The sequence below is a fragment of the Paracoccus sp. Ld10 genome (genome assembly GCF_045064235.1).
Classification (GTDB): Bacteria; Pseudomonadota; Alphaproteobacteria; order Rhodobacterales; family Rhodobacteraceae; genus Paracoccus.
This window is the reverse complement of sequence record NZ_JBISHD010000001.1, coordinates 28,037-54,154: the sequence shown is the minus strand read 5'-3', so window position 1 is coordinate 54,154 and position 26,118 is coordinate 28,037. Positions and strand designations below refer to the sequence as shown.

At 62.8% G+C, this 26,118-nt stretch carries 25 protein-coding genes; 20 read left to right on the top strand and 5 right to left on the bottom strand.

Going from position 1 to position 26,118, the window contains the following annotated elements; all coding sequences use genetic code 11:
- Positions 1-13 precede the first annotated feature (13 nt).
- The 6 genes from ACJJVR_RS00245 (at position 14) to ACJJVR_RS00220 (ending at position 5,347) form a co-directional block, all read left to right on the top strand.
- Positions 14-1,045, top strand: a complete 1,032-nt coding sequence (locus ACJJVR_RS00245; RefSeq protein ID WP_405401269.1) for a TRAP transporter substrate-binding protein — start codon at positions 14-16, stop codon at positions 1,043-1,045.
- Positions 1,046-1,049: 4 nt separating this feature from the next.
- Complete coding sequence (locus ACJJVR_RS00240) at positions 1,050-1,595, top strand: TRAP transporter small permease subunit (RefSeq protein WP_405401267.1); 546 nt, start codon at positions 1,050-1,052, stop codon at positions 1,593-1,595.
- Positions 1,592-2,872 (top strand): TRAP transporter large permease, encoded by a 1,281-nt coding sequence (locus tag ACJJVR_RS00235; protein ID WP_405401265.1) that lies wholly within the window; start codon positions 1,592-1,594, stop codon positions 2,870-2,872. The genes ACJJVR_RS00240 and ACJJVR_RS00235 overlap by 4 nt, the downstream gene beginning before the upstream one ends.
- A 14-nt stretch (positions 2,873-2,886) precedes the next feature.
- Positions 2,887-3,555, top strand: coding sequence for a DUF2848 domain-containing protein (locus tag ACJJVR_RS00230; RefSeq protein WP_405401264.1), 669 nt, complete (start codon positions 2,887-2,889; stop codon positions 3,553-3,555).
- Positions 3,552-4,826 carry an amidase family protein gene (locus tag ACJJVR_RS00225; protein WP_405401262.1) on the top strand — a complete coding sequence of 425 codons (1,275 nt, stop codon included), beginning with the start codon at positions 3,552-3,554 and terminating at the stop codon, positions 4,824-4,826. Before ACJJVR_RS00230 ends, ACJJVR_RS00225 begins: the two co-directional genes overlap by 4 nt.
- Positions 4,827-5,125: 299 nt before the next feature.
- A complete protein-coding gene (locus ACJJVR_RS00220; RefSeq protein WP_405401260.1) occupies positions 5,126-5,347 on the top strand; it encodes a hypothetical protein in 222 nt (73 codons plus the stop codon).
- 226 nt (positions 5,348-5,573) lie between these two features.
- Here ACJJVR_RS00220 and ACJJVR_RS00215 read toward each other — a convergent pair whose 3' ends face one another.
- Complete coding sequence (locus ACJJVR_RS00215; RefSeq protein WP_405401259.1) at positions 5,574-6,215, bottom strand: L,D-transpeptidase; 642 nt, start codon at positions 6,213-6,215, stop codon at positions 5,574-5,576.
- A gap of 327 nt (positions 6,216-6,542) precedes the next feature.
- On the opposite strand from ACJJVR_RS00215, the gene ACJJVR_RS00210 reads away from it, so the two are divergent.
- The 3 genes from ACJJVR_RS00210 to ACJJVR_RS00200 all read left to right on the top strand — a co-directional run bounded on the left by ACJJVR_RS00210 (position 6,543) and on the right by ACJJVR_RS00200 (position 9,061).
- Complete coding sequence (locus tag ACJJVR_RS00210; RefSeq protein ID WP_405401257.1) at positions 6,543-7,217, top strand: response regulator; 675 nt, start codon at positions 6,543-6,545, stop codon at positions 7,215-7,217.
- The gene (locus ACJJVR_RS00205) at positions 7,217-8,548 is read left to right on the top strand and encodes an ATP-binding protein (RefSeq protein ID WP_405401254.1); all 1,332 of its coding nucleotides are present in this window, start codon (positions 7,217-7,219) and stop codon (positions 8,546-8,548) included. The genes ACJJVR_RS00210 and ACJJVR_RS00205 overlap by 1 nt, the downstream gene beginning before the upstream one ends.
- Positions 8,549-8,659: 111 nt before the next feature.
- Complete coding sequence (locus tag ACJJVR_RS00200; protein ID WP_405401252.1) at positions 8,660-9,061, top strand: hypothetical protein; 402 nt, start codon at positions 8,660-8,662, stop codon at positions 9,059-9,061.
- A gap of 324 nt (positions 9,062-9,385) precedes the next feature.
- On the opposite strand, the gene ACJJVR_RS00195 is transcribed toward ACJJVR_RS00200, so the two are convergent.
- The 4 genes from ACJJVR_RS00195 to ACJJVR_RS00180 all read right to left on the bottom strand — a co-directional run bounded on the left by ACJJVR_RS00195 (position 9,386) and on the right by ACJJVR_RS00180 (position 13,513).
- The gene (locus ACJJVR_RS00195; RefSeq protein WP_405401250.1) at positions 9,386-9,877 is read right to left on the bottom strand and encodes a RidA family protein; all 492 of its coding nucleotides are present in this window, start codon (positions 9,875-9,877) and stop codon (positions 9,386-9,388) included.
- 11 nt (positions 9,878-9,888) lie between these two features.
- Complete coding sequence (locus tag ACJJVR_RS00190) at positions 9,889-10,371, bottom strand: c-type cytochrome (RefSeq protein WP_405401248.1); 483 nt, start codon at positions 10,369-10,371, stop codon at positions 9,889-9,891.
- A 7-nt stretch (positions 10,372-10,378) separates the two neighbouring features.
- Positions 10,379-11,917 carry a flavin monoamine oxidase family protein gene (locus tag ACJJVR_RS00185; protein WP_405401282.1) on the bottom strand — a complete coding sequence of 513 codons (1,539 nt, stop codon included), beginning with the start codon at positions 11,915-11,917 and terminating at the stop codon, positions 10,379-10,381.
- A 585-nt stretch (positions 11,918-12,502) separates the two neighbouring features.
- Complete coding sequence (locus tag ACJJVR_RS00180) at positions 12,503-13,513, bottom strand: LysR family transcriptional regulator (protein WP_405401246.1); 1,011 nt, start codon at positions 13,511-13,513, stop codon at positions 12,503-12,505.
- 320 nt (positions 13,514-13,833) lie between these two features.
- Here ACJJVR_RS00180 and ACJJVR_RS00175 point away from each other — a divergent pair, with 320 nt between their 5' ends.
- From ACJJVR_RS00175 to ACJJVR_RS00125, 11 genes are all read left to right on the top strand, one after another.
- Positions 13,834-16,254: an FAD-dependent oxidoreductase gene (locus tag ACJJVR_RS00175; RefSeq protein WP_405401245.1), complete on the top strand. Its 2,421-nt coding sequence runs from the start codon at positions 13,834-13,836 to the stop codon at positions 16,252-16,254.
- Between the two features lie 84 nt (positions 16,255-16,338).
- Positions 16,339-17,097, top strand: a complete 759-nt coding sequence (locus ACJJVR_RS00170) for an electron transfer flavoprotein subunit beta/FixA family protein (RefSeq protein ID WP_405401243.1) — start codon at positions 16,339-16,341, stop codon at positions 17,095-17,097.
- The gene (locus ACJJVR_RS00165) at positions 17,097-18,023 is read left to right on the top strand and encodes an electron transfer flavoprotein subunit alpha/FixB family protein (RefSeq protein ID WP_405401241.1); all 927 of its coding nucleotides are present in this window, start codon (positions 17,097-17,099) and stop codon (positions 18,021-18,023) included. Before ACJJVR_RS00170 ends, ACJJVR_RS00165 begins: the two co-directional genes overlap by 1 nt.
- Positions 18,024-18,034: 11 nt before the next feature.
- Entirely contained in the window at positions 18,035-18,946 is a 912-nt protein-coding gene (folD, locus tag ACJJVR_RS00160; protein WP_405401239.1) for a bifunctional methylenetetrahydrofolate dehydrogenase/methenyltetrahydrofolate cyclohydrolase FolD, read from the top strand.
- A gap of 1 nt (position 18,947) precedes the next feature.
- Positions 18,948-19,892 (top strand): formyltetrahydrofolate deformylase, encoded by a 945-nt coding sequence (purU, locus tag ACJJVR_RS00155; RefSeq protein ID WP_405401237.1) that lies wholly within the window; start codon positions 18,948-18,950, stop codon positions 19,890-19,892.
- Between the two features lie 85 nt (positions 19,893-19,977).
- Positions 19,978-20,973: an ABC transporter substrate-binding protein gene (locus ACJJVR_RS00150; RefSeq protein ID WP_405401235.1), complete on the top strand. Its 996-nt coding sequence runs from the start codon at positions 19,978-19,980 to the stop codon at positions 20,971-20,973.
- Positions 20,974-21,025: 52 nt separating this feature from the next.
- On the top strand, positions 21,026-21,832 hold the full coding sequence (locus ACJJVR_RS00145) for a taurine ABC transporter ATP-binding protein (protein WP_405401233.1): 807 nt from the start codon (positions 21,026-21,028) through the stop codon (positions 21,830-21,832).
- A gap of 5 nt (positions 21,833-21,837) precedes the next feature.
- Positions 21,838-23,055, top strand: coding sequence for an ABC transporter permease (locus tag ACJJVR_RS00140; protein WP_405401280.1), 1,218 nt, complete (start codon positions 21,838-21,840; stop codon positions 23,053-23,055).
- 70 nt (positions 23,056-23,125) lie between these two features.
- Positions 23,126-24,154, top strand: a complete 1,029-nt coding sequence (locus tag ACJJVR_RS00135) for a D-cysteine desulfhydrase (protein ID WP_405401231.1) — start codon at positions 23,126-23,128, stop codon at positions 24,152-24,154.
- A gap of 3 nt (positions 24,155-24,157) precedes the next feature.
- Entirely contained in the window at positions 24,158-25,366 is a 1,209-nt protein-coding gene (locus tag ACJJVR_RS00130) for a DegT/DnrJ/EryC1/StrS family aminotransferase (protein WP_405401229.1), read from the top strand.
- The gene (locus tag ACJJVR_RS00125; RefSeq protein ID WP_405401227.1) at positions 25,363-26,058 is read left to right on the top strand and encodes an aspartate/glutamate racemase family protein; all 696 of its coding nucleotides are present in this window, start codon (positions 25,363-25,365) and stop codon (positions 26,056-26,058) included. Before ACJJVR_RS00130 ends, ACJJVR_RS00125 begins: the two co-directional genes overlap by 4 nt.
- The last annotated feature ends 60 nt before the right edge of the window (positions 26,059-26,118 follow it).

Sequence of the window (26,118 nt, the reverse complement as noted above, 5' to 3'; positions counted from 1 at the left end):
CAGGAGAGAACCAATGAAAAAAACCATCGCCATCCTGATGACCGGCAGCACGCTGGCCGCCCCCGCCATGGCCGAGGAGTTCTCGGTCGTGGGCAGCTGGTCCAACCTACCGCTGTATCAGCAGTTCGAATCGACCTTCTGGACCGAACGCCTGCCCGAAATGACGGATGGCCAGATGACAGCACAGCTGACCAGTTTCGACCAGATGGGCATTGCGGGTGCCGATGTCTACCGGATGCTGGGCGACGGGGTCTTTGACATTGGTGCGACTGTCGCCGACTACACCGTGGGCGACGCGCCCGAGCTGGAGGGGCTGGACGTTCCGCTGATCGCCACGGACGCGGCCGAGGCGCAGGCCATGGTCGAGGCCGCCCGCCCGATGGTCGAGGACATCATGCGCGACCGCTTTGGCGCGCAGGTGCTGGGCATCGCGCCCTATCCGCCGCAGGTCGTCTTCTGCCGGGGCGAGGTCGCCTCGCTGGCCGATCTGCAGGGCAAGAAGGTGCGCGGCTCGGGCCGGATGACGACCAAACTGCTCGAGGCGCTGGGTGCCGAGGGGATCAACATCGCCTTTTCCGAGGTGCCCGGATCGTTGGAACGCGGCGTGATCGACTGTGCGGTGACGGGCGCGGGGTCGGGCTATTCCGCTGGCTGGTGGGAGGTGTCGGACCACCTGCTGACCCTGCCGCTTGGCGGGTGGGACCCGGTCGTGATCGCGATGAACGCGGATCGTTTCGACGGGCTGACCGGTGATCAGCAGACCATGCTGGTCGGTGCCGTGGCCGAGGGGCTGGAGGCCCCCGCATGGGAAGCCGCTCAGGGCGGCCTGGAGGGGGACATCGCCTGCCTGACGGGTGACGCGTCCTGCGACGGCAGCCGTGCTTCCATGACCTTGGTCGAGGCCAGCGATGGTGACATGACGCAGGCGCGCGAAATCCTGCTGACCGAGGTGTTGCCCGACTGGTCTGCACGGGCGGGCGACGAATGGGCGGCGCGCTGGAACGAAACGGTTGGCCAGACGGTCGGCCTGTCCATCGACCGCTAAGACCATGGCCGATCACATCCTTGGCGCGCTTCGGCGCGCCAACAGGGCCGTGGCCCTGATCCTCGGGTTGGCGCTGATCCTGACGGTGGCGTTCATCCTGACCGACGTGGCGCTGCGGGGCCTCGGCCTCGGATCGCTTGGCGGGTCGGACGAACTGTCGGGCTATGTCATGGCCGCCGTCGCCAGCTGGGGCCTGGCCTTTGCGCTGCTGGAACGCGCGCATGTCCGCATCGACGTGGTGCGGCTGAAGCTGGGCGACACGGGCCGCGCTGCGATGGACATCCTGGCGATGATCGTCACCAACGGCGTCGTCCTGCTGATTGCATTCCAATGCTGGCCCGTCCTGCAAAAGACCATCGAACGCGGGTCCCGCGCCAACACGCCGCTCGAGACGCCGCTGTGGATCCCGCAGGGGATCTGGTTCGCGGGCTGGCTGTGGTTCGCGCTCAGCGCCACGGTGGTCACGCTGGTCGCGCTGTCCTTTCTGATCGCCGGCCGCCGCGCCGCGCTGGACGACACCATCGGCATCGGATCGGAGGTCGAGCCATGATCTGGACCGTCGCAATCTCTCTGCTGGGCCTGATGGCCCTGTCGATCCCGGTGGGAATCGTCCTGTTCCTGCTGGGCATCGGGGTCTCGCAGTTCTATTCGGCCTTCCCGCTGCTGCGCGGGATGGGCCAGATGATCTGGTCGTCCTCCGCCTCCAGTACGCTGATCGCCATTCCGCTGTTCGTCCTGCTGGGAGAGATCCTGGTGCGCGGCGGCGTTGCCGAGCGGACCTATGCCGCACTGGACAAGTGGCTGTCCTGGCTGCCCGGCGGGCTGGTCCATGCCAACATCGCCACCGCGACCATGTTCTCGGCCACGTCCGGCTCGTCGGTGGCGACCGCCGCCACCGTGGCGACCGTCGCCATGCCTCAGGCCGAGCGGCTGAACTATGACCCGCGGCTGTTCTCGGGCGCCATCGCGGCGGGGGGCACGCTGGGGATCATGATCCCGCCCTCGATCAACCTGATCGTCTACGGGTTCCTGACCGAAACCTCGATCCCGCAGCTGTTTTTGGCCGGGCTGATCCCGGGCCTGCTGCTGGCCCTGGCGTTCATCGTCGTGACCGCGCTGATCTGCATCGTGCGCCCGGCGCTTGGCGGCCCGTCGCGCAGTTTCGACTGGTCCGAACGGGTCAACAGCCTGGCGCAGTTGCTGCCGATCATGGTGCTGTTCGGCGTGGTGATCGGCTCGATCTATGCGGGATGGGCCACGCCGACGGAATCCGCGGCCATCGGCGTCGCCATGGCGGCGGTGATCGCCGCTGCGGGCGACGGGTTGTCGCGCAGCGCCATCGCGCAGGCGCTGGAGGGCACAATCCGTATTTCCGCGATGATCATGCTGGTCATCGTGGGGGCCTATTTCCTGAACTTTGCCATGACCTCGGCGGGGTTGGGGCGGCAGCTGTCGCAGCTGATCGGCGGGTCGGGCCTGACGCCCTTTGGCACGCTGCTGCTGGTCATTGCGCTCTATATCGTGCTGGGCTTCTTCATCGAGACGCTGGCACTCATGGTCGCAACCATCCCCATCGTCGTGCCGATCATGGCGGACCTTGGCTATGACAAGGTCTGGTTCGGTATCCTGCTGATCGTGCTAGTGGAAATGGCGCTGATCACGCCCCCCGTGGGGCTGAACCTGTTCGTGGTCCAGGGCGCGCGCAAACGCGGGTCCATCAACGACGTCATCATGGGCGTCATCCCCTATGTCATGGTCATGGCCCTGATGGTCGCCGCGCTGATCGCGCTGCCCGGCCTGGCGCTGTGGCTGCCCTCTGCCTTCTGAAAGGATACTTCAACATGAACTTCACCTGCAATGGCGCGCCCCTGAACATCGCGGTCCGTCATATGGTCGTCGCTGGCTGGACCGGCCGCGACGCAGCCGCGATCCAGCACCATATCGAGGAGTTGGCCGCGATTGGCGTGACGCCCCCCTCGGCCACGCCGCTTTACTACCGCGTCGCGGCCGGGCTCTTGTCCCCGTCCGACCGGATCGAGGCAGTCGGCCCCGACAGTTCGGGCGAGGTAGAGCCGCTGATCATCCAGTCGGACGGGCAACGCTGGCTTGGCCTTGGCTCGGACCACACCGACCGCAAGCTGGAGGCGCATTCCGTGGCCCTGTCGAAACAGGTCTGCGCCAAACCCTGCGCGGCCGAACTGTGGGCGTGGGACAGCGTGGCCGACCGCCTAGAAACGATCGAGCTGGAGAGCTGGATCGACGAAGGCGCAGGCTGGCAGCCCTATCAGTCCGGCACCCTGGCCGCGATCCGCCCCCTGGCCGATCTGATCGAAGGGGCCGCGTTCGACGCCCTGGCGCAGGATGGCGGTGCGGCGATGATGTGTGGCACCTTCGGCGCCAAGGGCGGCGTGCGCCCCGCCGCGCGGTTCCGCATGCAGATGCGCGATCCCTCCACCGGCCGCAGCATCACCCATGAATACATCACCATCACCCTGGCCGAGATCGCATGACGCCGCTTCTCTCCCGCGTGACGGATGCTCTGGAGCGTGCCAAGGCCCGGCCGGACCGGAGCGCGATCTTTACCCAGTTGGACGCCACGCGCATTCTGTCCGAGGCACGTCACCAGCAGGCCCGCGCCGACGCGGGCGAGGACCTGCCGCTGTTCGGAATACTGATCTCGGTCAAGGATCTGTTTGACGAGGCGGGCCAGGTTACCGGCGCGGGTTCGCGCCTGTTGGCCACGCGGTCCCCGGCGACCGAGGACAGCACCGTAGTCGCGCGGCTGCGCCATGCGGGCGCGGTGATGTTCGGGCGAACCTCCATGTCGGAATTCGCCTATTCCGGCGTGGGGCTGAACCCGCATCACGGCACGCCCTCCAGCGTGCTGGTCCCGGGGGTGATCCCCGGCGGGTCCAGCTCAGGAGGCGCGGTCAGCGTCGGTCTGGGACTGGTCGATGCCGCCATCGGCACGGATACGGGCGGATCGTTGCGCATCCCTGCGACGGCGAACGGCCTCTGGGGAATGAAACCCAGTCAGGGGCTGATCCCGGATGCGGGCATCCACCCGCTGGCCCCCAGCTATGACACGCCCGGTCCCATGGCCCGCGATGCCGACACGCTGTGCCGCGTGCTGTCGGTCATGGCGGGCGCCCGGATCGCGCCACAGCCCGCTGAACGGCTGAGACTGGCGGTCCCGCAGGGCGCCTTTACCAATGATCTTTCCCGCGACATGGCCGAATGGTTCGACAGAGAGACGGCCCGCCTCAGCGCCGCCGGTCACCACCTGCAGCCGGTGGACATGGCCCGCATCGGCGCGGGGATCGGTTTGAACCGCATCATCGTGGCGGTCGAGGCGCATCGCCTCTATGCCGCCGATCTGGACCGGCTTCAGACCCTCGGCGATCCCCGCGTCCTGTCGCGCATCCGATTTGCCGAGACGCTGTCGGCGCAACAGATCGACGACGCCTATGCCGAACGCGCCGACCTGGTCCGTGTGTTTCGTCAGACCATGGAAGGTTTCGATGCTTTGCTCGCACCTGCACTTTCCATGATGCCACCCACGATCGCCGCGGTGGAGGCGGATTTCGATCGTCTGAACGCGGCGATGCTGCGCAACACCTCCTTGGTGAACCTGATCGATGGCTGTGCGATCGTGTTCCCTTCGCCGGGGGCAACCCCTGCCTGGTCGTTGACCATGCTGGCTGGCGTGCATGGCGCCGATGCTGCGCTGATCGGCGCCGCTCTGCGTCTTTCTCCGGCAGGTGTCAGCGAACTCGTGTAGGCCGGGCGGCGCGTTTGATGGGGGCCTGACCGGGATGGTGACAAAGATGATTTGGAACCACGCGGTTCACGCTCGCCGTTCTCCGGGATGCATGCGCGGCGCCGTCCGCTTAGCTCAGCTTTGGACCTGTAGCGGACCCTTTGGCGGATGCGCTGCAACGCCGCCCGGGCAGGGCCTCATGCACCATGGCGGCCCAGGAACGATGGTGATGGCGCGATCAGCGCAGACATCGGGCCGGTGATCGGCTGCGCATCGCGGCGCGATCGGTTCACTCGCGGTGGGCGACGGTCCAAGAGACCATGGCGCTGTTGGCAACGGACCGTTTCCTGTTACCGCTGCCGACCGAACGCACCGCCCGCACGGTTGTCTTCGACAGCATCGAACGCGTCTGCAACCCGCGCAGCGGCGCCATCCGAAACCGGGCCACCTCGGCCCTATGGAGTGAGGGACACGCGCGATGTCAGCCTGACCTGCTGTCCGCGACGCGGGCCGTTGCTTTGGATGCAGCATCCTGCGCCTGAGCGGGCATCGCCAAAAGCGAAAGGCAGCGTGAAGGAATATTGCCAGCAGCACCGATGTATCAGCCTGCCGGCCGCGCGTTCGCGCCGACACGGCGATGACGCGACACCCTCCCGATTTGCGGCACGGCCTTACCCATGCTTCGCGCACCATGCTGCAGGTCGCGCGGCGTCGTTACGGCCCCCTTTGTCATCACGTCATCTGCTGGCGACCGCCTCAGGACTGTAATTAGCCCGCCGAAGAAATGTCTTCGACGGCATAAGCATTGGACAGTTGGTCGGCGGAAACCTGCGGCGCTGATGCCGTTCCGGGCGGAACGGTGCCCTGACCGGACTGCGCCTGCGTCAGCACGATGACCTTGGCCATGCTGTCGGTCCGCTCGGCAAGGTGGATGATATCGTGGTTGAACAGCCGGATGCAGCCTGCCGATGACGCCGTGCCGATCGACTGCGGATCGGGTGTTCCGTGAATGCGATAATAGGTGTCACCGCCCCGGTTGTGGATATAGAGCGCCCTGGCACCCATCGGATTTTCCAAACCACCTTCGACACCCTCTGCTGAAGGACCATAGTGTTCGGGATTGGCGGCCAGCATGGTGTCAGTCGGCGTCCAGCGGGGCCAATCGCGCTGATAGGGGGTATGCGCCTCCCCGGCAAAGCCGAACCCCGCGGCGCCTACGCCGACGGAGTAGCGCATGGCCTTGTTGTCCGCCTGAACATGATACAGCCGCCTGGCATAGGGATCGACGATGATGCTGCCCACCGGGTGATCGGTCCAGTAATCGACGACCTGACGCGCCTTGTCCTCCGTCAGCAGGGACGCAGGGATGGCGGGCACCGTGATATCGCCGTCCTGGGTGGATGCATACATCGCCAGGGTCTGTTGACTGACAGGAGCAACGACAGGTTGCTGGGCTGCTGCGGGCTGCGGGGTATCCTGGACCGCTGGCTGGCAGGCAGCCAGCGTGACAAGGGCGACACCGGCAAGAAGGTGTCTGGTCAGGTTGTGCATCATCGTCTTCTTTCGGATTGCGCTTGCGCCCTGATGTTGGCGGGTACCCCTTGGGCAAGAGGCGCCACCCCCATCTGGTTGTTCCGCCAAGCGGCCATGGATTCGCACTTTAGTGCCGCCCCAACCTTAAGCCCGCCTTAAGGTTGGGGGGTAACAAGGCACCGACCAAGAAAGGAATGCCCGGTCATGCGGCTGCTGATTGTAGAGGATGATCCCGTTCTGTCTGACGGGCTCAGTGTTGGTCTGGGGCTGTCAGGGTTCACGGTCGATGCCGTGGCGACGCTGGCTGACGCCCGCGCGGCGCTGCGCGAAGCGGAATTTTCCGGGGTCGTTCTTGATGTTATGCTGCCTGACGGTCTTGGCACACAGCTGCTTGCAGAGATGCGTTCAGAAGAAAACATGCTTCCGGTGTTGCTGCTGACGGCCCGGGACCGGGTCACCGACAGGGTAAGCGGGCTGGACGCCGGTGCTGATGATTATCTGGGCAAGCCCTTTGATCTTGATGAGCTGGCAGCCCGGATCAGGGCGATGCTTCGCCGACATGAAGGCCGTGCCAGCCCGACGATTGTCTGGGGCGGGCTGACGATCGACGCCACCACGCGGCAGGTTCTGGTTGATGGACACCCTCGCCACCTGTCGCGACGGGAGTTCGCCATCCTGCACGCCTTGATCGAACAACCCGGTCGCATTCTCTCGCGCGCGCAGTTGGAGGAACGGCTCTATGGCTGGCAGGACGACGTCGAATCCAATGCCGTAGAGGTTCATATCCACAATCTGCGCGCCAAGCTGGGGCGCGGAACGATCCAGACCGAGCGGGGGCTGGGTTATCGCATGAACGCGCACCCCCCGGAGGGCAACTGATGTCGTTGCGCACGCGTCTCTCTCTGATCCTGATCCTGTCCACCGGGCTGATCTGGGTTTCGGCAATGGTCTGGATCAACAGCTCGACCCGTGCGCAGGTCCAGACCGTGCTGGATGCGCGGCTTGAGGAGTCAGCCAACATGCTGGGCTCTCTTATCCGCGAAGGAGGGGTTACATTCACCGAGCCCTTCGTGCTCGAAGATACCAGCGCGGGTGGCGATGACCCCAACCGACTGCTCTATTGCCAGGTCTGGTCCCTGCGCGGAGAGCTGGTCGGCGCATCAGCAGGTGCCCCGAATGACAAGCTGGCCCAGACGCCCGGCCTGGTCACCTCGATCATAGACGGAGAGCCGTGGCGGGTGTTCACCGCCGTTAATTCCGAACTTGGTCTGCGCATCATGGTCGGTGATCGCATCACGGTTCGCGATAGTCTTGTCAGCGACGTCATGCGCGGCCTGGTGTGGCCAGCGCTGGTTGTCATTCCCGCTCTTACCCTGCTGATCTGGGTGGTTCTTGGTCGTGGCCTGTCGCCTCTGGCAAAACTGGAATCCGCGTTGCGCGCCCGCGGTCCCGACGATCTCAGCCCGCTGCCTGCGGCCCGGGACCCCCGCGAGATCCGTCCTATCCGGCGCGCCCTCAACCAGATGTTCGAAAAGCTCGACCATGTCCGCAGGACCGAGCGTGACTTTACGGCCTTCGCCGCGCATGAGTTGAAGACCCCGTTGGCAGGCATGCGCATGCAGGCACAGATCGCGCGACGCGCACCCGACGAGGCAAGCCGGAACCGCGCATTGGAGGCGATCGAGACCTCGGTCGATCGCAGTGACCGGATGGTGCGCCAGTTGCTTGATCTAACCTTCATCGACTACGAAGCCGCCGACCCCGATCCTCTTGTCCCGTCAGCTTTGCTGGACGAGGCGGCGGCAAACGCCGACCTGCAGGCACAAGCCGCCAAGGTTACCGTTCTGACCGTCACACATTCCCTCCCCATGGTTCATATTCCCAAAGTGCTGATCCAGTCGGCGCTGCGCAATCTGGTCGAGAATGCCATCCAGCATTCACCAGGCGGCGGAACCGTGACCCTGTCCGCGCGCCATGAGGGCGAATGGATCGTCTTCAGCGTCAGGGATGAAGGGCTGGGGATCGATCCCGCCCATCGCGACCGGGTGACGGAACGGTTCTGGCGCGGGCCGGGCACGATGTCCCAAGGCAGTGGCCTGGGGCTGTCGATCGTGGCCGCGGCGGTTCAGCGCATGTCGGGACGACTGACGTTCGGGTCAAGCCAGGAGGGGCAGGAGGTTCGCATCCACGTGCCTTTGTCCCCGGACTGATCGCCCAAGGAATACTCCCTGACGTGATGAACCATTCAGGGAGATCGACGTGATTTCTCACTGAAACTCAAAGGAAAATAAATGCCTTCCAATCTAAGACTGTCCCTTTTGTTGATCCGCGTGACGTTCGGTCTGTTCCTGCTGGCGTGGGCAGCAAACAAGATGCTCAATGCCGAAGGCACAATCAGCATTTTCGCCCGGTTCTATGGCGTCGAGAGCTTGGGAGAGACCTCGGCGTTTGTGATCGGAGGTCTTCAGGTCGCGCTTAGCTTGTGCATCATTGCAGGGCTGTTCAAGACGGTGACCTATGGCGCAGGCGTGCTGATCCACGGTGCGTCGACGCTATCGACGGCCAGCCATATCGCGATGCCGCTTGCCGAAGGCTCCAATCTTTTGTTCATGGCCGGTCTGCCGGTCTTTGCAGCGGCCATCGCCCTCTTTCTGCTTCGCCGTGATGATACCTTGATGTCTGTCGATGCCCTGACAGGACCCCAAGCGGTACGTAGCGCCTAAGGTATCGCCTTGGCCGGGCTGTGCGAACGCTCACCCCGGGAAAATCAAAACGCGCGGACATCGTCTTCAAGGCGTTGAACAGTCGACCATTCTAAAGTGCCGCGCTGCCTCTCTCAGCAGAGGTCTGCAACAGAACCCTGCCACGGTAAGGACGACGGCGCTTGCGGACAGTCAGCCGAAAGCTTCCGTTGCAGACGGTCCGGTTTTCAGGGGGCAGGGCACGGAAAACAGGTTCGGGCGCAAAAGCGCCCGAACCATGTGCAGTATCCGTCCACCTGTCTGATATGACAACGCGACGCATCAGATGGGGCGGATGGTGGGCCGTTACTCAGTGGCTGGGCGGACGGCAGTGACCTCCAGCTCGACCAGCCAACCCGGATTGACCAGAGCTTCGACGACCATCGCAGACCGGACCGGCAAGTTCGGCTGCTCTTCGGTACCAAAGAACTGGGTGTAGCCTGTCATGAAGCCGTCGAAGTCCACGGCTTCTCCTTCGGGTGCCACAAGGAAGGCCTGCATCTTGATGATATCACCGACGCCCATTCCCAGACCCTCAAGCTGACCCTTGATCCGGTTCATGACGCTGACGGTCTGTTCTTCCGTGGTGCCATAGGCCTCGACGCTGCTGCGATCAGCGCTTTCATCGATCACGGAAGGAACGGTCCCACTCAGGTACACGGTCGTCATGCCTGCCGGGACCTCGACCGCTTGCAGGATCGGAAAGTCAGAGCCCGGGTTGGTGTGGCGGGTGACCTCCTGGGCGCCAGCGGGTGCAGCGAGAAGCATGAGGGCAAGTGCCGCGAGTTTGGGCGTCATCAGATATCCTTTCATTGAACTTCACGGGCCTCGGCAACGCGCTCAGGCGTTGCGGGGTCCTCGTTGTATTCGTTGCCGAATGCCGTACGAATGTAGTTGACCACATCCGCCACCTGCGCGTCATCAAGGACGCCGCTGAGGGGCGGCATCGCCTTTTGACCGTTCAGGATCAGGTAAATGGGGTAATCCGGCGTCATCAGGTTTTCGTTGTTTGCCAGTGCAGGATATGCCCCGGCACCCTCGGCACCCTGTCCGTCCGGCATATGGCAACCGGCGCAGACCGCGTCATAGACGCCCTTGCCGCCGGACTGCGACAGGCGGGCAGGGTCCTCGAACCACCCGGCGCGCTGGGTCATGGCGACCTCACCTGCCTCCTGGCTCGTATCTATCACATCCTCTTGCTCAGGTGTATCGGTCGGCTTAGCCTCTTGGGCATAAGCGGGCATGGACAAGGCAGCCAGTGTCACCAAGGGAAATAGCAGATGTCTCATCATGACCTCCTCATGCTTCTGTAACGCTGGTGTGGAGGCGCTGAACGGCATCCAGTGCCGACAGGATGGCGCCTTCCATCCAGGCCGCAAGATAGGAGATATGCTCTCCCGCCATCAGCGTGCGCCCGTCCATCATGGTTGCGTCCATGTAGTCGGCGTCCCGATCCTTCCAGATCCCGTAACAACCCAGCACCCAGGGCACGCGGTGCCATCCCACCGAGACACCCGAAACAAACTCGTCCCGATACTGCGCGTGGATCTGGCTGCCATAGCCAAGCACCGTCTCCAGACGCTCGGCAGGAGACATGGAGTTGAACTGATACGACGAGGCGCCCCAACTGTAGGCGCTCAGAAGAACGGCAGGGCCATCGCTGAAGAAATCGGTGGAGGGGTATGAGATTAGCGAGATCGGCAGGGTGGTGTAGCTGATGCCACCATAGATGTGTTCGTCCTGCTCCCAGAAACGACGCTTGAACTCGATCCCGCATTTGAACGACGAGGCGTAATACATGCCGTCGATGATGCCCGACATGCGCGAGGAAAAGTCATGATCGATCTGGCTCAGGATCGAGAACGGGATCGTGCAGATGCAGTAATCCGCCGTTTCCGTCTGCTCGTCGCCACCATCTGACGGGATCCAGGTCGCCGTGACGGTCTCACCCTCGTGACGGATGCGGGTGACCTTGGCGTTGTAGGTGATAACCTCGCCCACTTCCTGCGCGAAAGCGTCCGCGATCTTGTCCATGCCGCCGATGGGCTGGAAAATCGTCGACTGCATATGGAGGTTATCGCCAGCCGTCAGGTTGCGCCACAGGTTGGACTGCAGGATATCAGAGAGCGGGATCACTTCCGATGGCTCCGGCTTGCCTGTCGTGCCCCCGCCCTCGGGCGACGCCCAGCCGCGATAGGAGGAGGATGCCTCGCCGGTCGCGTATGCCATGTCGTCGTTCAGCGCGCCGTAGCGTTTCAGGGCTGCAAGCAGCAGTTCGGCGTCTGCCTCGCTGACGCTGGCATCCAGGGCATTCTGATCGACAACCTTTGCAAGCAGCTCTGCCACGTGGCCGCGGAAGTCAGATGAGATTTCCCTGAACCGCTGCGGCTTTCCGTCGAATGCGTCAGCGTTATGCAGGTAGGCGTTGTAATTGACCTGGATAAAGGGCTCCAGCTTGACGCCGAACCGCTTGCAGTAGTCCAGCACTGCGTAGTGGTCGGATGGAATGCGCCATGGTCCCGGGTTGATGTAATTGCCTTCGGAGAAAGTGACCTCCTGCGTCTCACCGCCCAGCTCGGTGTAGGTGTCGCCGCCGCGCAGGCTCCAGCAACGGCCCCCGGCCTTCTCCCGAAACTCAAGGACTTTCACCTCATACCCGGCCCGGCCAAGTTCATAAGCGGCGGTCATGCCCGCCAGGCCAGCCCCCAGGATCAGCACCCGCGTGCCCTTGGCATCGCCACTCAGCTCAAGGCGCCCGTCATAAGTCGATGCCTGGGCCAAGCCAAGCGCGCCCACTGCGCCATACATGGCGCTTGCCCCTGCCACAGTGCCGATCATCGACAACAGTGAGCGTCGAGACATTCCTTCTGGGTTGAAAGTCATTCCAGTCCTCCAGCTACCCCGCACGGCCACAGGGCGCGTATCGGTTGAATGAGAAACTCTCCGGAACTGCTTGGGGAGGAAATCGGCCCTGTCACCGGCGACACCGGAAGCGTGCCAGATGCATAAAGTTTACGCACGATGCATCTTTTAGCAATCTAAATGTCCATCGATTAGGCGGTTTGAATTGCCTTCTGAGCTGCGGTCGCGGTGTCCATAACTCCGAGACAGGGCATTGGGGGGGGTATTTCGTGCCGGTGACTATGAGTCGCCAAGGCATCCAGCCAAGTACGTTTCCGGAATTGCTGAGCCATCTGTTCGATGGTTGCAAACAGCCGCGGATCCTTCCTTGGGTACCAAGCAAAGCACCCGGCGCGTGCCCCTCACATCTGACGCAGAGCGACGCTATTTTGCCAATGCACATGATTGCGCTTCGGAAATGGCATCGACGCAGAACGGCACGGTTAAATTCATTTCATGGAGGAAAGAGCGGGCCAAGAGTGTCGGATGATATGAGCGACACCGCTTTGCCGATGCACAGGTTCAGATGAGAATCTCATGATGGACCTCGATGGTGTCGGCCAAATGCGGTGCCATCCGCGCAAATTCGTGAACGGCGTCCTTTTGAAGCAAGGCACGGAATTGCTTGGCCAATGTTTCTGGAAGCGTGCCCAGCTCGTCGGTTCTGTTGATAAGATAGATCTGTCGCGACAGCCCTGAAAACGGCAACGGCATCAGGTCGACCTGATCCCTGAACCTCTTGCTGTCGAGGATGCTGAGCGGCGTGGTCAGCGTCCAGCCGCCTGTGCCTGCAACGGTTGCAATGACGGATCTGCTGGCCTCGAAGGAAAACCGCCGCGGAACATAAAGACCGATGCGTTTAAGATGGGCGGAAACCAGGCGACCCATCGGCATCGCTTCTGAATATTGAACCAGCGGCAACGTCGACAGCTGGGCACGCCAATCAAGATCGGGCGAGTATTTGCCGCGCGCCGTCACCAGGACAAACTTTTCGCGCAGGATCTGCAGGACCTGGAACCTGTGCATGCTGGTCGGGATCGTCGCGGTAACAGCAATATCCGCGTCTCTTGAAAGCAACCGCGCTGTGACCTGATCAGAGCGGCCAGAGTAAGTGCAGATGAAACATCTGGGCAGCTTTGCCTGTAGCGAGGCCGCCAGCGTCGGCGTCAGAGAGGCATCGAGATCGTCAATAACGGCAAAATTCAAGACTGGCAGGCTATCGAGATTAAGCTCTGCCAGCGATTCTTCGGCCATGGAGACGGTGGCGATGATGCGATGGGCGTGCTGGCTGAGAGCATGGCCGGCCGGTGTCAGCGAAATCGGCCTGCGGGTACGGTCGAACAGCTTGGTGCCGATGCCGTTTTCCATGGCGGTGATCTGCTGGGAGACATTGGATTTGCTGAGCCCCAGGGCTCTGGCAGCCTCGGCGACCGACAGCGCCTGTTCCAGCGCGATGAACACCCGTAGTCCACGCAGCGACAGCCGTCCGGATGGGTCAGCGATGGATTTCGGCTGTGCGTTGTCGTCTGCCATCTTGCGATCTCCTTCTCAGACTGGATGCGGCCCGGCGGCGGGCACAATGACATCCATCAGCCAGCGCAAAAAATAAGCCTATAAAACGGGCAATTCCTTGTGGGGCACCCGGCGGTGCGACCTTGCGTCATATACCAAAAAGAAATCATTGTTTTTGGTGTGTTGCATCATAGCGCCGGCGCGGCGGGATGGAAAGATCGTTCATGTGAACGGACGGCCTCGTTCTGTTTTTGTGAACTGACTGGCATCACGATTGACCGGATGGGGGTCGCACTCATTACGTTAACCCAGATCAACGAACTGCAACACGGGAACCAGCCATGAAAAGTCAGACGCGCGTCGTCGTTATCGGTGGGGGCATCGCAGGGTGTTCGACGCTGTACCACCTGACGCAAGAAGGATGGACCGATGTCGTGCTTGTCGAGCGCAACGAGTTGACGTCCGGCACGACCTGGCATTCGGCAGCGCAGGTGACGAATTTCGGAGCGACACAGACCATGGTCGGGCTGAAAAGCCATTCGATCAAGCTGTACAAGGAACTGGCCGAAGATCCCGAATATCCGATCAACTATCACCATGCCGATGGCGGAATGCGTCTGGCCAATACCGAGGGGCAGATGGATGGCTATCGTCATTTCATCAGTGTCGCCAAGGGCATGGGCGTCGATTTTGAATTGATCGATGCCGAGGAATGCGCCCGCCGCCACCCGTTGATTTCGACCGACAACCTGCTGGGGGGGCTTTGGGATCCGCTGGATGGCGATATCGACCCCGCGCAGCTGTGCCAGGCGCTGGCCCGCCGCGCCCGTCTTGCAGGGGCGGAAATCTATCGGCACACGCCCGTGACCGGCCTGACCCAGCATGCCGACGACAGCTGGACGGTGCATACCGAAAAAGGCGACATCCGCTGTGAAATCGTGGTCAACGCCTGCGGTTACCGGGTCAACGAAGTCGGCGCGATGATGGGCGTTCACCATCCCGTGGCGTCGATGGAACACCAGTATTTCCTGACCGAGCCGATCAAGGCCATCGAAGAGGCCGGGCACCGCATGCCGCTGATCCGCTGCCCGATCAGCGATTATTACTGCCGCCAGGAAAAGAACGGACTGCTGGTCGGATTCTATGAACAGGACTGCAAGACCTGGGGCATGGACGGCATCGACCCGAATTTTGTCAACGCACTGTGCCCGGACGATCTGGACCGTGTGATGGATGTGCTTGAAGGCGCATTCGCCCGGATGCCCGCGCTGATGGAGACGGGCATCCACACTGTCGTCAACGGCCCGATCACCTACACGATCGACGGCGCTCCGCTGGTCGGCCCGATCCCGGGAAAACGCAATGCGTTCTGCATCATCGGCCTGCGCGCCGGGTTGGGTGAGGGTGGCGGCCACGGCTGGCTGCTGGCGCAGCAGATTGTGCATGGCGAGGCCTGCTATGACACCTGGGGCATTGATCCGCGCCGGTTCACCGGGCATTGCAATGTCGAGCTGACCGCGCTGAAGGCGATCGAGGATTATCAGAACGAGTTCCGTTTCCACTTCCCGCATGAACATCGCCCGGCTGGCCGTCCGATGAAGACCACGCCGCTGACCCCGATCCTGGCTGCCGAAGGCGCTGATTTCGGTGTCGTGAACGGCTGGGAACGCGTGGCCTTTATCAAGCCGTCCCCGGATTTCCACGAAACCTTCAGCTTCCGCTTCAACGAGACATTCGATGTCGTGGGCGAAGAGGTGAAGGCGGTCCAGACAGGCGTCGGCATGACCGAGGTCAACGGTTTCAACCGGATCGAGATCACCGGCCCCGGTGCGCGCGACTGGCTGGACAAGATGACCTGCGGTCGCGTCACCAAGAAGGTCGGCAAGGTCGGGCTCAGCTATCTGCTGAACGATCATGCCAACATCAAGGCCGAAGCAACGCTGGCAAATCTGGACGACGACACGATCTGGTACGGGTCCGCCGCAGCGTCCGAATTCCATGACATGGACTGGCTGCAAAAGCATCTGCCCGATGACGGTTCGGTCACGCTCAAGTCGCTGACGAATGACTGGACGATCCTTGTTCTGGCAGGGCCCAAGGCGCGCGATGTTCTGTCCGCCGCGTCGCGCGGCGATTGGTCCGCACAGGCCTTCCCATGGTTGTCCGTGCGTCGGGCCTTTGTCGGGATCGCCCCGGCAGTGGTCATGTCGGTCAGCTTCTCGGGTGAATTGGCCTATGAGATCCACGTGCCCAACAATCAGCTCTATGCGGCCTATCTGGCGCTGCGCAAGGCGGGCGAGGAGCACGGCCTGCGCCTGTTCGGATCGCATGCGGTGGAATCGATGCGCCTCGAAAAGGGATATCGTCACTGGAAGGCCGACCTGATCACCGAATTTGACCCGCTGGAAAGCGCGCTGGATCGCTTTGTCAAACTGGACAAGCCCGATTTTATCGGCAAATCCGCGCTGGAGACGCATGTCCAGCAAGGGCCGCGCCGCAAATTCGTCAGCCTGGTTCTGGACTGCACCCATGCCCCCGCGCATGGCGGCGACAGCATCATGTTGGACGGGAAATGTGTCGGCACGATCACGTCGGGTGGATGGGGTTACCGTGTTGGCAAGAACATCGCGATGGGCTTTGTCGACCCGGCAGTGGCGGATATCGGCACCGCGCTGTCGGTCGAAGTGATCGGTGAACCGGTCCCCGCGACCGTGGTCGAGCCCTGCCTGTATGATCCCGAAAACAAGCTGATGCGCGGATAGGCCCCGGCGTCTGGCCTTTGGGCCAGACCGCCTCGGGCAGGAACGCCCGGACCCGACAAATCGATCAAGACGACAGGAGTCATTATGAAGGTTCTCGTACCGGTAAAGCGAGTTATTGATTACAACGTCAAGGCTCGTGTGAAGGCTGACGGGTCTGGCGTTGATCTTGCGAATGTTAAGATGTCGATGAACCCGTTCGACGAGATTGCCGTGGAAGAGGCGATCCGCCTGAAGGAAAAGGGCATCGCCACAGAGGTCGTGGCCGTCAGCGTCGGCGTCAAGCAGGCCGCCGAGACCCTGCGCACCGCGCTGGCCATGGGTGCCGACCGCGCCATTCTGGTGATTGCCGCAGACGATGTGCATCAGGATATCGAACCTCTGGCTGTCGCCAAGATCCTGAAAGCCCTGATCGACGAGGAACAGCCGGGTCTGGTCATCGCCGGCAAGCAGGCGATCGACAACGACATGAACGCGACGGGCCAGATGCTGGCCGCGCTGCTGGGCTGGGGTCAGGCGACCTTTGCCAGCAAGCTGGAGATCGAGGGCGGTGCCGCCCACGTGACCCGCGAGGTCGATGGCGGTCTGCAGACCATCAGCGTCACGCTGCCCGCGATCGTCACCGTCGATTTGCGCCTGAACGAGCCGCGCTATGCCAGCCTGCCCAACATCATGAAGGCCAAGAAAAAGCCGCTGGACGAAAAGACCGCCGCCGATCTGGGCGTCGATGTCACCCCGCGCCTTGCGGTGGTCGGCACCCGCGAGCCGCAGGGGCGGCAGGCGGGCATCAAGGTCGGGTCGGTCGATGAGCTGGTATCGAAACTGCAAGAAGCGGGGGTTGTCTGATGGCTGTTCTGTTGCTGTGTGAAGTCACGGGTGGCGAACTGAACCGCGATGCCACCGCCAAGGCGGTCAGCGCGCTGAAGGCCCTAGGCGATGTAACCGTGCTGTGCGCGGGGGCTGCCGCACAGGCGGCCGGCCAGGAGGCCGCAACGATTGCCGGTGTCACCAAGGTTCTGGTGGCCGAGGATGCGCTGTACGGTCACCGGCTGGCCGAACCGACGGCCGCGCTGCTGGTCAGCCTTGCGGGCGATTATGAACACATCGCGGCACCCGCCACCACGGATGCCAAGAATATCATGCCCCGCGTTGCCGCGCTGCTGGATGTGATGGTGATCTCGGACGTGACGGCAGTCATCGATGCCGATACGTTTGAACGCCCGATCTATGCGGGCAACGCGATCCAGACGTTGAAATCGTCTGATCCGAAAAAGGTGATGACGATCCGCACCACCGGCTTTGACGCGGCAGGCGAGGGTGCTGCTGCAGTGGTCGAAAAGGTTGCCGCGGCCGCGGATCCGGCGCTGTCGTCCTGGGTCGCCGATGAGGTCGTGACCAGCGACCGCCCCGAACTGACCTCGGCGGGGCGCGTTGTTTCGGGCGGACGCGGGGTCGGCTCGAAAGCGGATTTCGCCATCATCGAGACGCTGGCCGACAAGCTGGGCGCAGCTGTCGGCGCATCGCGCGCGGCGGTCGATTCCGGCTATGCCCCCAACGACTATCAGGTTGGCCAGACCGGCAAGGTCGTGGCACCCGATCTGTATGTCGCGGTGGGCATCTCGGGTGCGATCCAGCATCTGGCCGGCATGAAGGACAGCAAGGTCATCGTTGCCATCAACAAGGACGAAGAGGCCCCGATCTTTCAGATTGCCGATTATGCGCTGGTCGGTGACCTGTTTACGACCGTTCCAGAACTGACTGGGAAACTGTGATGAACGCCGCCATGCAGGATTGCACCAGCGTGATTGACGGCAAGGCATTCGCGGCCGATCTGCGCCGCCGCGTGGCCACGCATGTCGCGCGACTGAAGGCCGATCACGACATCACGCCAGGCCTGGCCGTCGTGCTGGTGGGCGCCGACCCGGCGTCAGAGGTTTATGTCCGCAACAAGGGCATTCAGACCCGCGAAGCCGGGATGACGGGCTTTGAACATCGGCTGCCTGACACCACCAGTCAGGACGACCTGATGGCCCTGATCGCGCAGTTGAATGCCGATGCTGCGGTGCATGGTATCCTGGTCCAGCTGCCGCTGCCCGCGCATCTGGACGCCGGGGCCGTCATCAATGCCATTGATCCGTCCAAGGATGTGGACGGCTTTCATGTCCTGAATGTGGGTTTGTTGGCGACCGGGCAGAAATCCATGGTACCCTGCACACCTCTGGGATGTCTGCTGATGCTGCGCGACAGGCTGGGCGATCTGTCCGGGCTGAACGCGGTGGTGGTCGGACGCAGCAATATCGTGGGCAAACCGATGGCGCAGCTTTTGCTGGGCGAAAGCTGCACCGTGACCATCGCACACAGCCGGACCAGGGATCTGCCGGCGGTCTGCCGCAGCGCCGATATTCTGGTGGCTGCGGTCGGTCGGCCGCGGATGATCCAGGGCGACTGGATCAAGCCGGGCGCCACCGTGATCGATGTCGGCATCAACCGGATCAGCGACGGGGACCGCACCCGCCTGGTCGGAGATGTCGATTTTGACACCGCAGCCCGGGTCGCGGGCGCAATCACGCCGGTGCCGGGCGGCGTCGGACCCATGACCATTGCCTGTCTGCTGGCCAATACGGTGACCGCCTGTTGCCGGGCCAACGGGTTGCCCGAACCTGCCGATCTGACCGCCTCACAGAGGGATGCCTGACATGCTGGACAGGAAAACGAACCGGGACGCAGCCGCGGCCACCGACGGGGCGAAGGTTTCAGGGACCAAATTGTGCCTGACAGTGTCATGCGCATCGACGCGCGGTATCGTCGCCGCCATCGCCAACTATCTGGCCGATCAGGGGTGCAACATCACCGCCAGCTCTCAGTTCGACGATCCGCAGACCGGGCGGTTCTTCATGCGCGTCAGCTTTGCCTCGGAAACCGGGGCGACAATGGAGAAGCTGAGCGAAGGCTTTGCCGAGATCGCCAAGGGCTGTGGCATGAATTATGAGTTCCATGACGAGGCCCGGAAAATGCGGGTCGTGATCATGGTCAGCCGCTTTGGGCATTGTCTGAACGACCTTCTGTATCGCTGGCGGATCGGATCGTTGCCGATCGAGATCGTGGCCGTGGTCAGCAACCACATGGATTACCAGAAGGTCGTCGTGAACCACGACATCCCGTTCCACTGCATCAAGGTCACCAAGGAAAACAAACCCGAGGCCGAGGCGCGCATCATGGCGGTCGTCGAGGATTGCGGCGCCGAACTGGTCATCCTGGCGCGCTACATGCAGATCCTGTCGGATCAGATGTGCCAGAAGATGTCGGGTCGGATCATCAATATCCACCACAGTTTCCTGCCCAGCTTCAAGGGTGCCAACCCCTATCGGCAGGCCTATGAGCGGGGTGTCAAACTGATCGGTGCGACGAGTCACTATGTGACCGCCGATCTGGATGAGGGACCGATCATCGAACAGGACGCCATTCGCGTCACACATGCGCAATCCGCCGAGGATTACGTCTCGCTTGGGCGCGACGTGGAAAGCCAAGTGCTGGCCCGCGCCATCCACGCCCACGCGACCCACCGCGTCTTTCAGAACGGCAACAAGACCGTCGTCTTTCCGGCGTCTCCGGGGTCATTCTCAAGCGAACGCATGGGCTGACACGTTACCAACCACAATCACATCGGGCTAACCGATGGATCCCCCTGGGGCTGCATGACGCGCCTCAACCAACAAGGAGCTGCACATGACACATCATCTGGGTACTGTTATCTTTGCTCTTGCCGCGATCGGGGCAGCGTCGCCCGCATTGTCCCAGGAACAAATGACCGTTGCGTATTTCCAGGAATGGCCGATGCCGTTCCAGTTCGCAAAGGCGCAGGGCATGTATGACGAACAGCTGGGCACCACGGTCAACTGGGTCGCCTTTGATTCCGGAACCGCGATGTCGGCGGCGATGGCTGCCGGTGACGTTCAGCTGGCCATCAGCCAAGGGGTGCTGCCCTTTATCGCGGCGACGTCGGCCGGTCAGGACCTGAAGATCGTCGACATCGCGGCCTCTTATGCCGAGAACGAGAACTGTGTCGTGGCCGCAGGTCTGGAGATCGACAAGGACAGCGCCGCAGAGCTGGAGGGCAAGCGCGTCGCCGTGCCGATGGGCACTGGTGCGCAATATACATTCCTGCAGCTGATGGACCACCTGGAGGTCGATACGACAACCATGTCGATCGTGGACATGGCCCCCGCCGAGGGTGCTGCCGCACTGTCGCAGGGCAGCGTGGACATGGCCTGCGGATGGGGTGGCGCATTGGCGCGGATGCAGGAATTCGGCAATGTCCTGTTGACCGGTGCCGAAAAGGAAGAGATCGGGATCCTGTCCTTTGACCTGATCACGACGACCGGAACCTTTGCCGCCGAGCAGCCGCAGCTTCTGGCCGATTTCGTCACCGTCACGGCGCAGGTGAATGCCGCATGGAATGCGGGCGAGCAGCGTGAGGAAATGCTGCCCGTGATCGCGCAGGACGCGGGGATGGAACAGTCGGTTGCAGCCGACACGATCGACGATTTCGTCTTTCTGTCCGTCGACCAACTGTTGTCGGATGCATGGCTGGGTGAGCGCGTCGGGACGTATATCGACGGCGCGGCAGGCTTTTTCAACGATATCGGCACAGTTCCCTCGGTCCTGCCGTCCTATGGCGCGCTGATCGACACCGCGCCGCTTGTCGATGCCGCCAGCCGCTGATGTCGGGGGAGGGCGCCCGGCGCCTTCCCGCCCCGCGCAAGGAGACAGTGCCATGTCCGGTCTGAAGTTGAACAATATTTCGATGCGGTTTGATCTGGCCAACGGATCGCACGTGCAGGCATTGGAGGATGTCTCCCTGGATCTGCAGCCGGGACAGCTGATGTCTGTTCTGGGGCCGTCAGGCTGCGGGAAATCCACGTTGCTGAACATCGTGGCGGGGTTTCTTGCCCCCACCGCGGGAACCGTCACGCTGAACGGCCATCAGGTCACAGGGCCGGATGCCGAACGCGGCGTGGTGTTCCAGAAAGGCGCGTTGTTCGAATGGATGAACGTGCGTGACAATGTCTCGTTCGGTCCGCGCATGGCTGGGCAGCGAGAGTCTCAATACGGTTCGCAGGTCGATCATCTGATCGACGTCGTGGGTCTCAAGGATTTCCGCGACAAGGCGATCTATGAATTGTCCGGGGGCATGCAGCAGCGCGTCGCGCTGGCACGCTGTCTGGCCAACGATCCCGATGTCATCCTGATGGATGAGCCGTTGGGGGCGCTGGATGCGCTGACGCGGGAAAAGATGCAGGCGATGGTCCTGAACCTGTGGAAGGAGACCGGCAAGACCGTGATCCTGATCACCCATTCGGTCGAAGAGGCGCTGTTGCTGGGCGAAAGGTTGGTCGTCATGGCGCCACGTCCGGGCCGGATCTACAAGGAATACAATCTTCCCTTTGCTGAACAGGGCGTGGGTCAGGACCTGCGCGAGGTCAAGAAACAGCCCGCGTTCACGGCGATGCGCGAAGAGATCCTGTCGATGATCTGGAACATGGAAGAAGAAATCATGGGTCGTCAGGGAGATGTGGCATGACCGGTATCGTGATCCTTCTTGTCTATGTGGCGCTGTTTGCCGGTGCCGCGGTCGTGGTCGGCTTTGTCCGGCATCGCACCCGGCCACGCAACGATTTCACCAGCCTGAAGACGGTGACATTCGGTGACGAAAGCGCCATCCGGCCTGACCGTGCGGCATCCATCATCTCGATCCTGGTGGTGTTCCTGTTGTGGGGTGCATTTACCGGGTCCCGGCTGGTACCCTTTCACGTGCCGGGGCCGTTCATCGGCGAAACCACGTTCACCTATCAGACGACGGACGCTGCAGGGCAGATGCAGTCGGGCGAGGTGCTGGTTTATGCCGGCGTCACCCCCCCGACGGACGCTGTCGGCGATGACGCGGTCGTGGCCAACGTGCCGCGGGGCCGCGATCAGCTGATCCCCTTGCCGGATGGCGCGCAGGCAGATACCATCGACGGATCGCCCATCGCGCCCGGGGGCCAGCTGCGCGTTGCGAATGGCACGGTCTCGATGACCGCCAAGGGGACGCTGTCGTTTTCCGCCGATCAGGGTCTGCAGATGGAGCCGATCTGGCTGCCCTCACCCGAGGCGGTGGCGGCGCGCTTTGCCGAAATCGCGCAGACCGGATATCAGAACTTTACCTTGTGGGAGCATCTGGGCGCGTCGCTGATGCGGGTGTTGGCAGGCTTTGCTTTGGGGTCGCTGGTCGGAATTCCCTTGGGCTATGCCATGGGCCTGTCGGGCTGGTTCCGCGGTTGGTTCGATCCGATCGTCGAATTCATGCGCCCGGTGCCGCCATTGGCCCTGATCCCGCTGGTCATCATCTGGTTCGGCATCTGGGAAACCGGCAAGATCGTCCTGCTGTTCCTGGCTGCGCTGTGGATCATGACCATCGCTGCGCGTGCCGGCGTGTCGGGTGTGAATATCACCAAGGTTCATGCCGCCTATTCTCTCGGGGCATCGAAATGGCAGATCATGCGCCATGTGATCGGGCCGAACTCTCTGCCCGAAATCTTTACCGGCGCACGTGTGGCCATGGGCGTCTGCTGGGGTACCGTGGTCGCCGCCGAACTGGTCGCCGCACAAATGGGCGCCGGAATGATGATCATCGCGGCCTCCAAGTTCCAGCTGACCGACATCGTGCTGATGGGGATCATCCTGATCGGCATCATCGGTTACGGGATCGATGTTCTGATGCGCCTTGCCGAACGCAAGCTGGTCCCGTGGAAGGGCCGCAGCTGACCCAACTGTTCCCGCGCGGCGGCATCGCCCGTCCGCGCACATCCAGACTTATATCAAAGGAAATAGCCCCATGATGCTCTCTCGTTTTCCCCGCAAGTTCCTGGCCCATCTGCCGACACCTCTGGAGCGTATGGACCGGTTGACTGCGGAACTGGGCGGGCCGGAAATCTGGATCAAGCGCGACGATTGCACCGGTATGTCGACCGGCGGCAACAAGACCCGCAAGCTGGAATTCCTGATGGCCGAGGCCGAGGCGCAGGGCGCTGATGTGGTGATGACCCAGGGCGCGACCCAATCCAACCACGCCCGCCAGACGGCCGCCTTTGCCGCCAAGATGGGATTTGCCTGCCATATCCTGTTGGAGGATCGCACCGGCAGCAATGACCGCAACTACAACACCAACGGCAACGTCTTGCTGGATCACCTGCATGGTGCCACGACCGAGGTCTGTCAGGGCGGTCTGGACATGAACGCCGAGATGGAGCGCGCCGCCGACCGCATCCGCGCCGAGGGCCGTACCGTCTATACCATTCCGGGCGGCGGGTCGAACCCCACCGGCGCGCTTGGTTACGTGAACTGCGCGTATGAGCTGATCGGGCAGGCCAATGATCGCGGTCTGGTCATCGACCATCTGGTTCACGCGACGGGCAGTGCGGGCACGCAGGCCGGACTGATCGTCGGGCTAAAGGCGATCAATGCGCAGGTTCCGCTGTTGGGTGTGGGGGTGCGCGCGCCCAAGGACAAGCAGGAAGAAAACGTTTTCAAGCTGGCACAGGCCACGGCCCTGAAGATCGGCGCACCGGACGTGGTTCAGCGCGGCGATGTGGTTGCGAACTGCGACTATGTCGGCGGCGGCTATGGCATTCCCACCGAGAGCGGGATGGAGGCCATTGCCATGTTCGCACAGCTGGAAGGCATCCTGCTGGACCCGGTCTATTCGGCCAAGGGCGCGGCCGGCCTGATCGATCTGATCCGCAAGGGTCACTTCAAGAAAGGTGAGCGGGTCGTGTTCCTGCATACCGGCGGCGCGGCTGCGCTGTTCGGCTATGACGCGGCCTTTGACTTTTCCGACCGGCGCGTTTCCAGCAAGGCGGCCTGATCCATGACGATTGCCCGCTTTACCAAAAGCTTTACGCAGCAGGAACCGATCCCCGAGGACGGCATCGAGGCGGCAATCGAGGTGATGCGCTCGGGTCGGCTTCACCGCTACAACGTCGCGCCCGGCGAGGAATCGCATGTTTCCGCGCTGGAACGCGAAGTCGCTCATTGGCAAGGCAGCGCTTATGCGCTGGCTTGCAGTTCGGGCGGTGCAGCCCTGCGGATCGCCATGCGCGCCGCAGGGATCGGTGTCGGCGACGTGGTGCTGACCAATGCCTTTACGCTTGCGCCGGTGCCCGGCGCGATCGTGGCCGTCGGCGCGCGCCCGGTTCTGGTCGAGATCACAAAAGACCTTCGGATGGATCTGGACGATCTGTCCGCCAAGATCGCCAGGCATCGTCCGGCGGCCGTCATGGCCTCGCATATGCGGGGCCATCTCTGCGACATGGACCGACTGACGGCCATTTGTGCCGACGCCGGGGTGCCGCTGATCGAGGATTGCGCCCATACGATGGGGGCCAAATGGAACGGACGGCGCAGCGGCTCTTTTGGGCTGGCCGGGGCATTCAGTTCCCAGACCTACAAACATCTGAATTCGGGCGAAGGTGGCCTGTTGGTATCGGACGACGCCGATTTCATGGCCCGTGCCATCATCCTGTCCGGGTCGTATATGCTGTATGCCCGGCATGGCGCCGCACCGTCAGAGGCGCATTTCCGGAATGCGCGTCTGGACATGCCCAACACCTCGGCGCGGATGGACAATCTGCGTGCCGCCCTGCTGCGTCCACAATTGGCACGGATCGAGGATGCGATCGACCGGTGGAACGAACGCTATCACGCAACCGAAGCCGTGCTTGCCGGCTGTTCCCGGATCGCGTTGCCCGCACGGCCTGCGCAGGAAACCTTTGTCGGCAGCTCGATCCAGTTCCGCCTGCCCGGGATTGCGCCGCAGGATGCGACGCGATTTGTAGCGGATGCAGCCGAGCTGGGGGTCGAGCTGAAGTGGTTCGGCGCGGTTGACCCGGTCGGCTTTACCTCGGCGCATCCAAGCTGGCGCTATGTCGACCCGCAATCGCTACCGCGCACGGATGCCGTGCTGGCGGGACTGTTCGACATGCGGCTGCCGCTGACCTTCAGCACCGACGATTGCCGACAGATCGGACATATCATCGTCGCCTGCGCCAACGCCCTTGCACCAAGCGAGGCGTCATGAGCGTCGCTCCGCGCCGTATCGGCGTTCTGGGCGGCATGGGACCCGAAGCAACGGTTCTGCTGATGTCGCGCGTGATTGCGGCGACGCCTGCCACGGACGACGCAGATCACCTGCCGCTGATGGTGGACATGAACCCGCAGATCCCATCGCGCATAGCCCGGCTGATCGAGGGACGAGGCGAGGATCCTGGCCCGGTGCTGGCAGCCATGGCCGCCGGCCTGCAGCAATCGGGCGCGCAGGCGCTGGCGATGCCCTGCAACACCGCGCATCACTACGCCCCGGTCATTCGCGACGCGGTGACGATCCCCTTGCTGGATATGGTGGAAATGGCAGTTGCACAGGCTGCCCAACAGGTCGGGCAGGGCGGTCTGGTCGGCATCCTCGGCTCTCCGGCCTTGCAGCAGGTGGGAATCTTTGACCGGGCCTTGGCCCGTCATGGATGCGAGGCGGTCTATGCCGCGGATCAGGACGCCCTGTTGTCGGCGATCCGCGGCATCAAACAAGGCGGTCCATCCGTGGCGGCCCGCGATGCGCTGGCTGATGCCGCGCGCGATATCGCCGCAAAAGGGGCCAGCCTGCAGCTGGTGGCCTGCACCGAGTTTTCGCTGATCGCGGATGCTGCGGCGGACCACGCCCGGATCATCGACACACTGGACGTGCTGGTTCAGGCGATGCTGGATTTCGCCAGATGACCGGCGCATCGCCACGACGCACCTGCGCCATGCCTCATGGTATTTCGAATGGAAGGAACA

Coding starts and splice junctions, on each gene's coding strand:
- ACJJVR_RS00245 (WP_405401269.1), top strand. CDS start 14: ATGAAAAAAACCATCGCCATCCTGATGACCGGCAGCACGCTGGCCGCC.
- ACJJVR_RS00240 (WP_405401267.1), top strand. CDS start 1,050: ATGGCCGATCACATCCTTGGCGCGCTTCGGCGCGCCAACAGGGCCGTG.
- ACJJVR_RS00235 (WP_405401265.1), top strand. CDS start 1,592: ATGATCTGGACCGTCGCAATCTCTCTGCTGGGCCTGATGGCCCTGTCG.
- ACJJVR_RS00230 (WP_405401264.1), top strand. CDS start 2,887: ATGAACTTCACCTGCAATGGCGCGCCCCTGAACATCGCGGTCCGTCAT.
- ACJJVR_RS00225 (WP_405401262.1), top strand. CDS start 3,552: ATGACGCCGCTTCTCTCCCGCGTGACGGATGCTCTGGAGCGTGCCAAG.
- ACJJVR_RS00220 (WP_405401260.1), top strand. CDS start 5,126: ATGGCGCTGTTGGCAACGGACCGTTTCCTGTTACCGCTGCCGACCGAA.
- ACJJVR_RS00215 (WP_405401259.1), bottom strand. CDS start 6,215: ATGTATGCATCCACCCAGGACGGCGATATCACGGTGCCCGCCATCCCT.
- ACJJVR_RS00210 (WP_405401257.1), top strand. CDS start 6,543: ATGCGGCTGCTGATTGTAGAGGATGATCCCGTTCTGTCTGACGGGCTC.
- ACJJVR_RS00205 (WP_405401254.1), top strand. CDS start 7,217: ATGTCGTTGCGCACGCGTCTCTCTCTGATCCTGATCCTGTCCACCGGG.
- ACJJVR_RS00195 (WP_405401250.1), bottom strand. CDS start 9,877: ATGACGCCCAAACTCGCGGCACTTGCCCTCATGCTTCTCGCTGCACCC.
- ACJJVR_RS00190 (WP_405401248.1), bottom strand. CDS start 10,371: ATGATGAGACATCTGCTATTTCCCTTGGTGACACTGGCTGCCTTGTCC.
- ACJJVR_RS00185 (WP_405401282.1), bottom strand. CDS start 11,917: ATGATCGGCACTGTGGCAGGGGCAAGCGCCATGTATGGCGCAGTGGGC.
- ACJJVR_RS00180 (WP_405401246.1), bottom strand. CDS start 13,513: ATGGCAGACGACAACGCACAGCCGAAATCCATCGCTGACCCATCCGGA.
- ACJJVR_RS00175 (WP_405401245.1), top strand. CDS start 13,834: ATGAAAAGTCAGACGCGCGTCGTCGTTATCGGTGGGGGCATCGCAGGG.
- ACJJVR_RS00170 (WP_405401243.1), top strand. CDS start 16,339: ATGAAGGTTCTCGTACCGGTAAAGCGAGTTATTGATTACAACGTCAAG.
- ACJJVR_RS00165 (WP_405401241.1), top strand. CDS start 17,097: ATGGCTGTTCTGTTGCTGTGTGAAGTCACGGGTGGCGAACTGAACCGC.
- folD (WP_405401239.1), top strand. CDS start 18,035: ATGCAGGATTGCACCAGCGTGATTGACGGCAAGGCATTCGCGGCCGAT.
- purU (WP_405401237.1), top strand. CDS start 18,948: ATGCTGGACAGGAAAACGAACCGGGACGCAGCCGCGGCCACCGACGGG.
- ACJJVR_RS00150 (WP_405401235.1), top strand. CDS start 19,978: ATGACACATCATCTGGGTACTGTTATCTTTGCTCTTGCCGCGATCGGG.
- ACJJVR_RS00145 (WP_405401233.1), top strand. CDS start 21,026: ATGTCCGGTCTGAAGTTGAACAATATTTCGATGCGGTTTGATCTGGCC.
- ACJJVR_RS00135 (WP_405401231.1), top strand. CDS start 23,126: ATGATGCTCTCTCGTTTTCCCCGCAAGTTCCTGGCCCATCTGCCGACA.
- ACJJVR_RS00130 (WP_405401229.1), top strand. CDS start 24,158: ATGACGATTGCCCGCTTTACCAAAAGCTTTACGCAGCAGGAACCGATC.
- ACJJVR_RS00125 (WP_405401227.1), top strand. CDS start 25,363: ATGAGCGTCGCTCCGCGCCGTATCGGCGTTCTGGGCGGCATGGGACCC.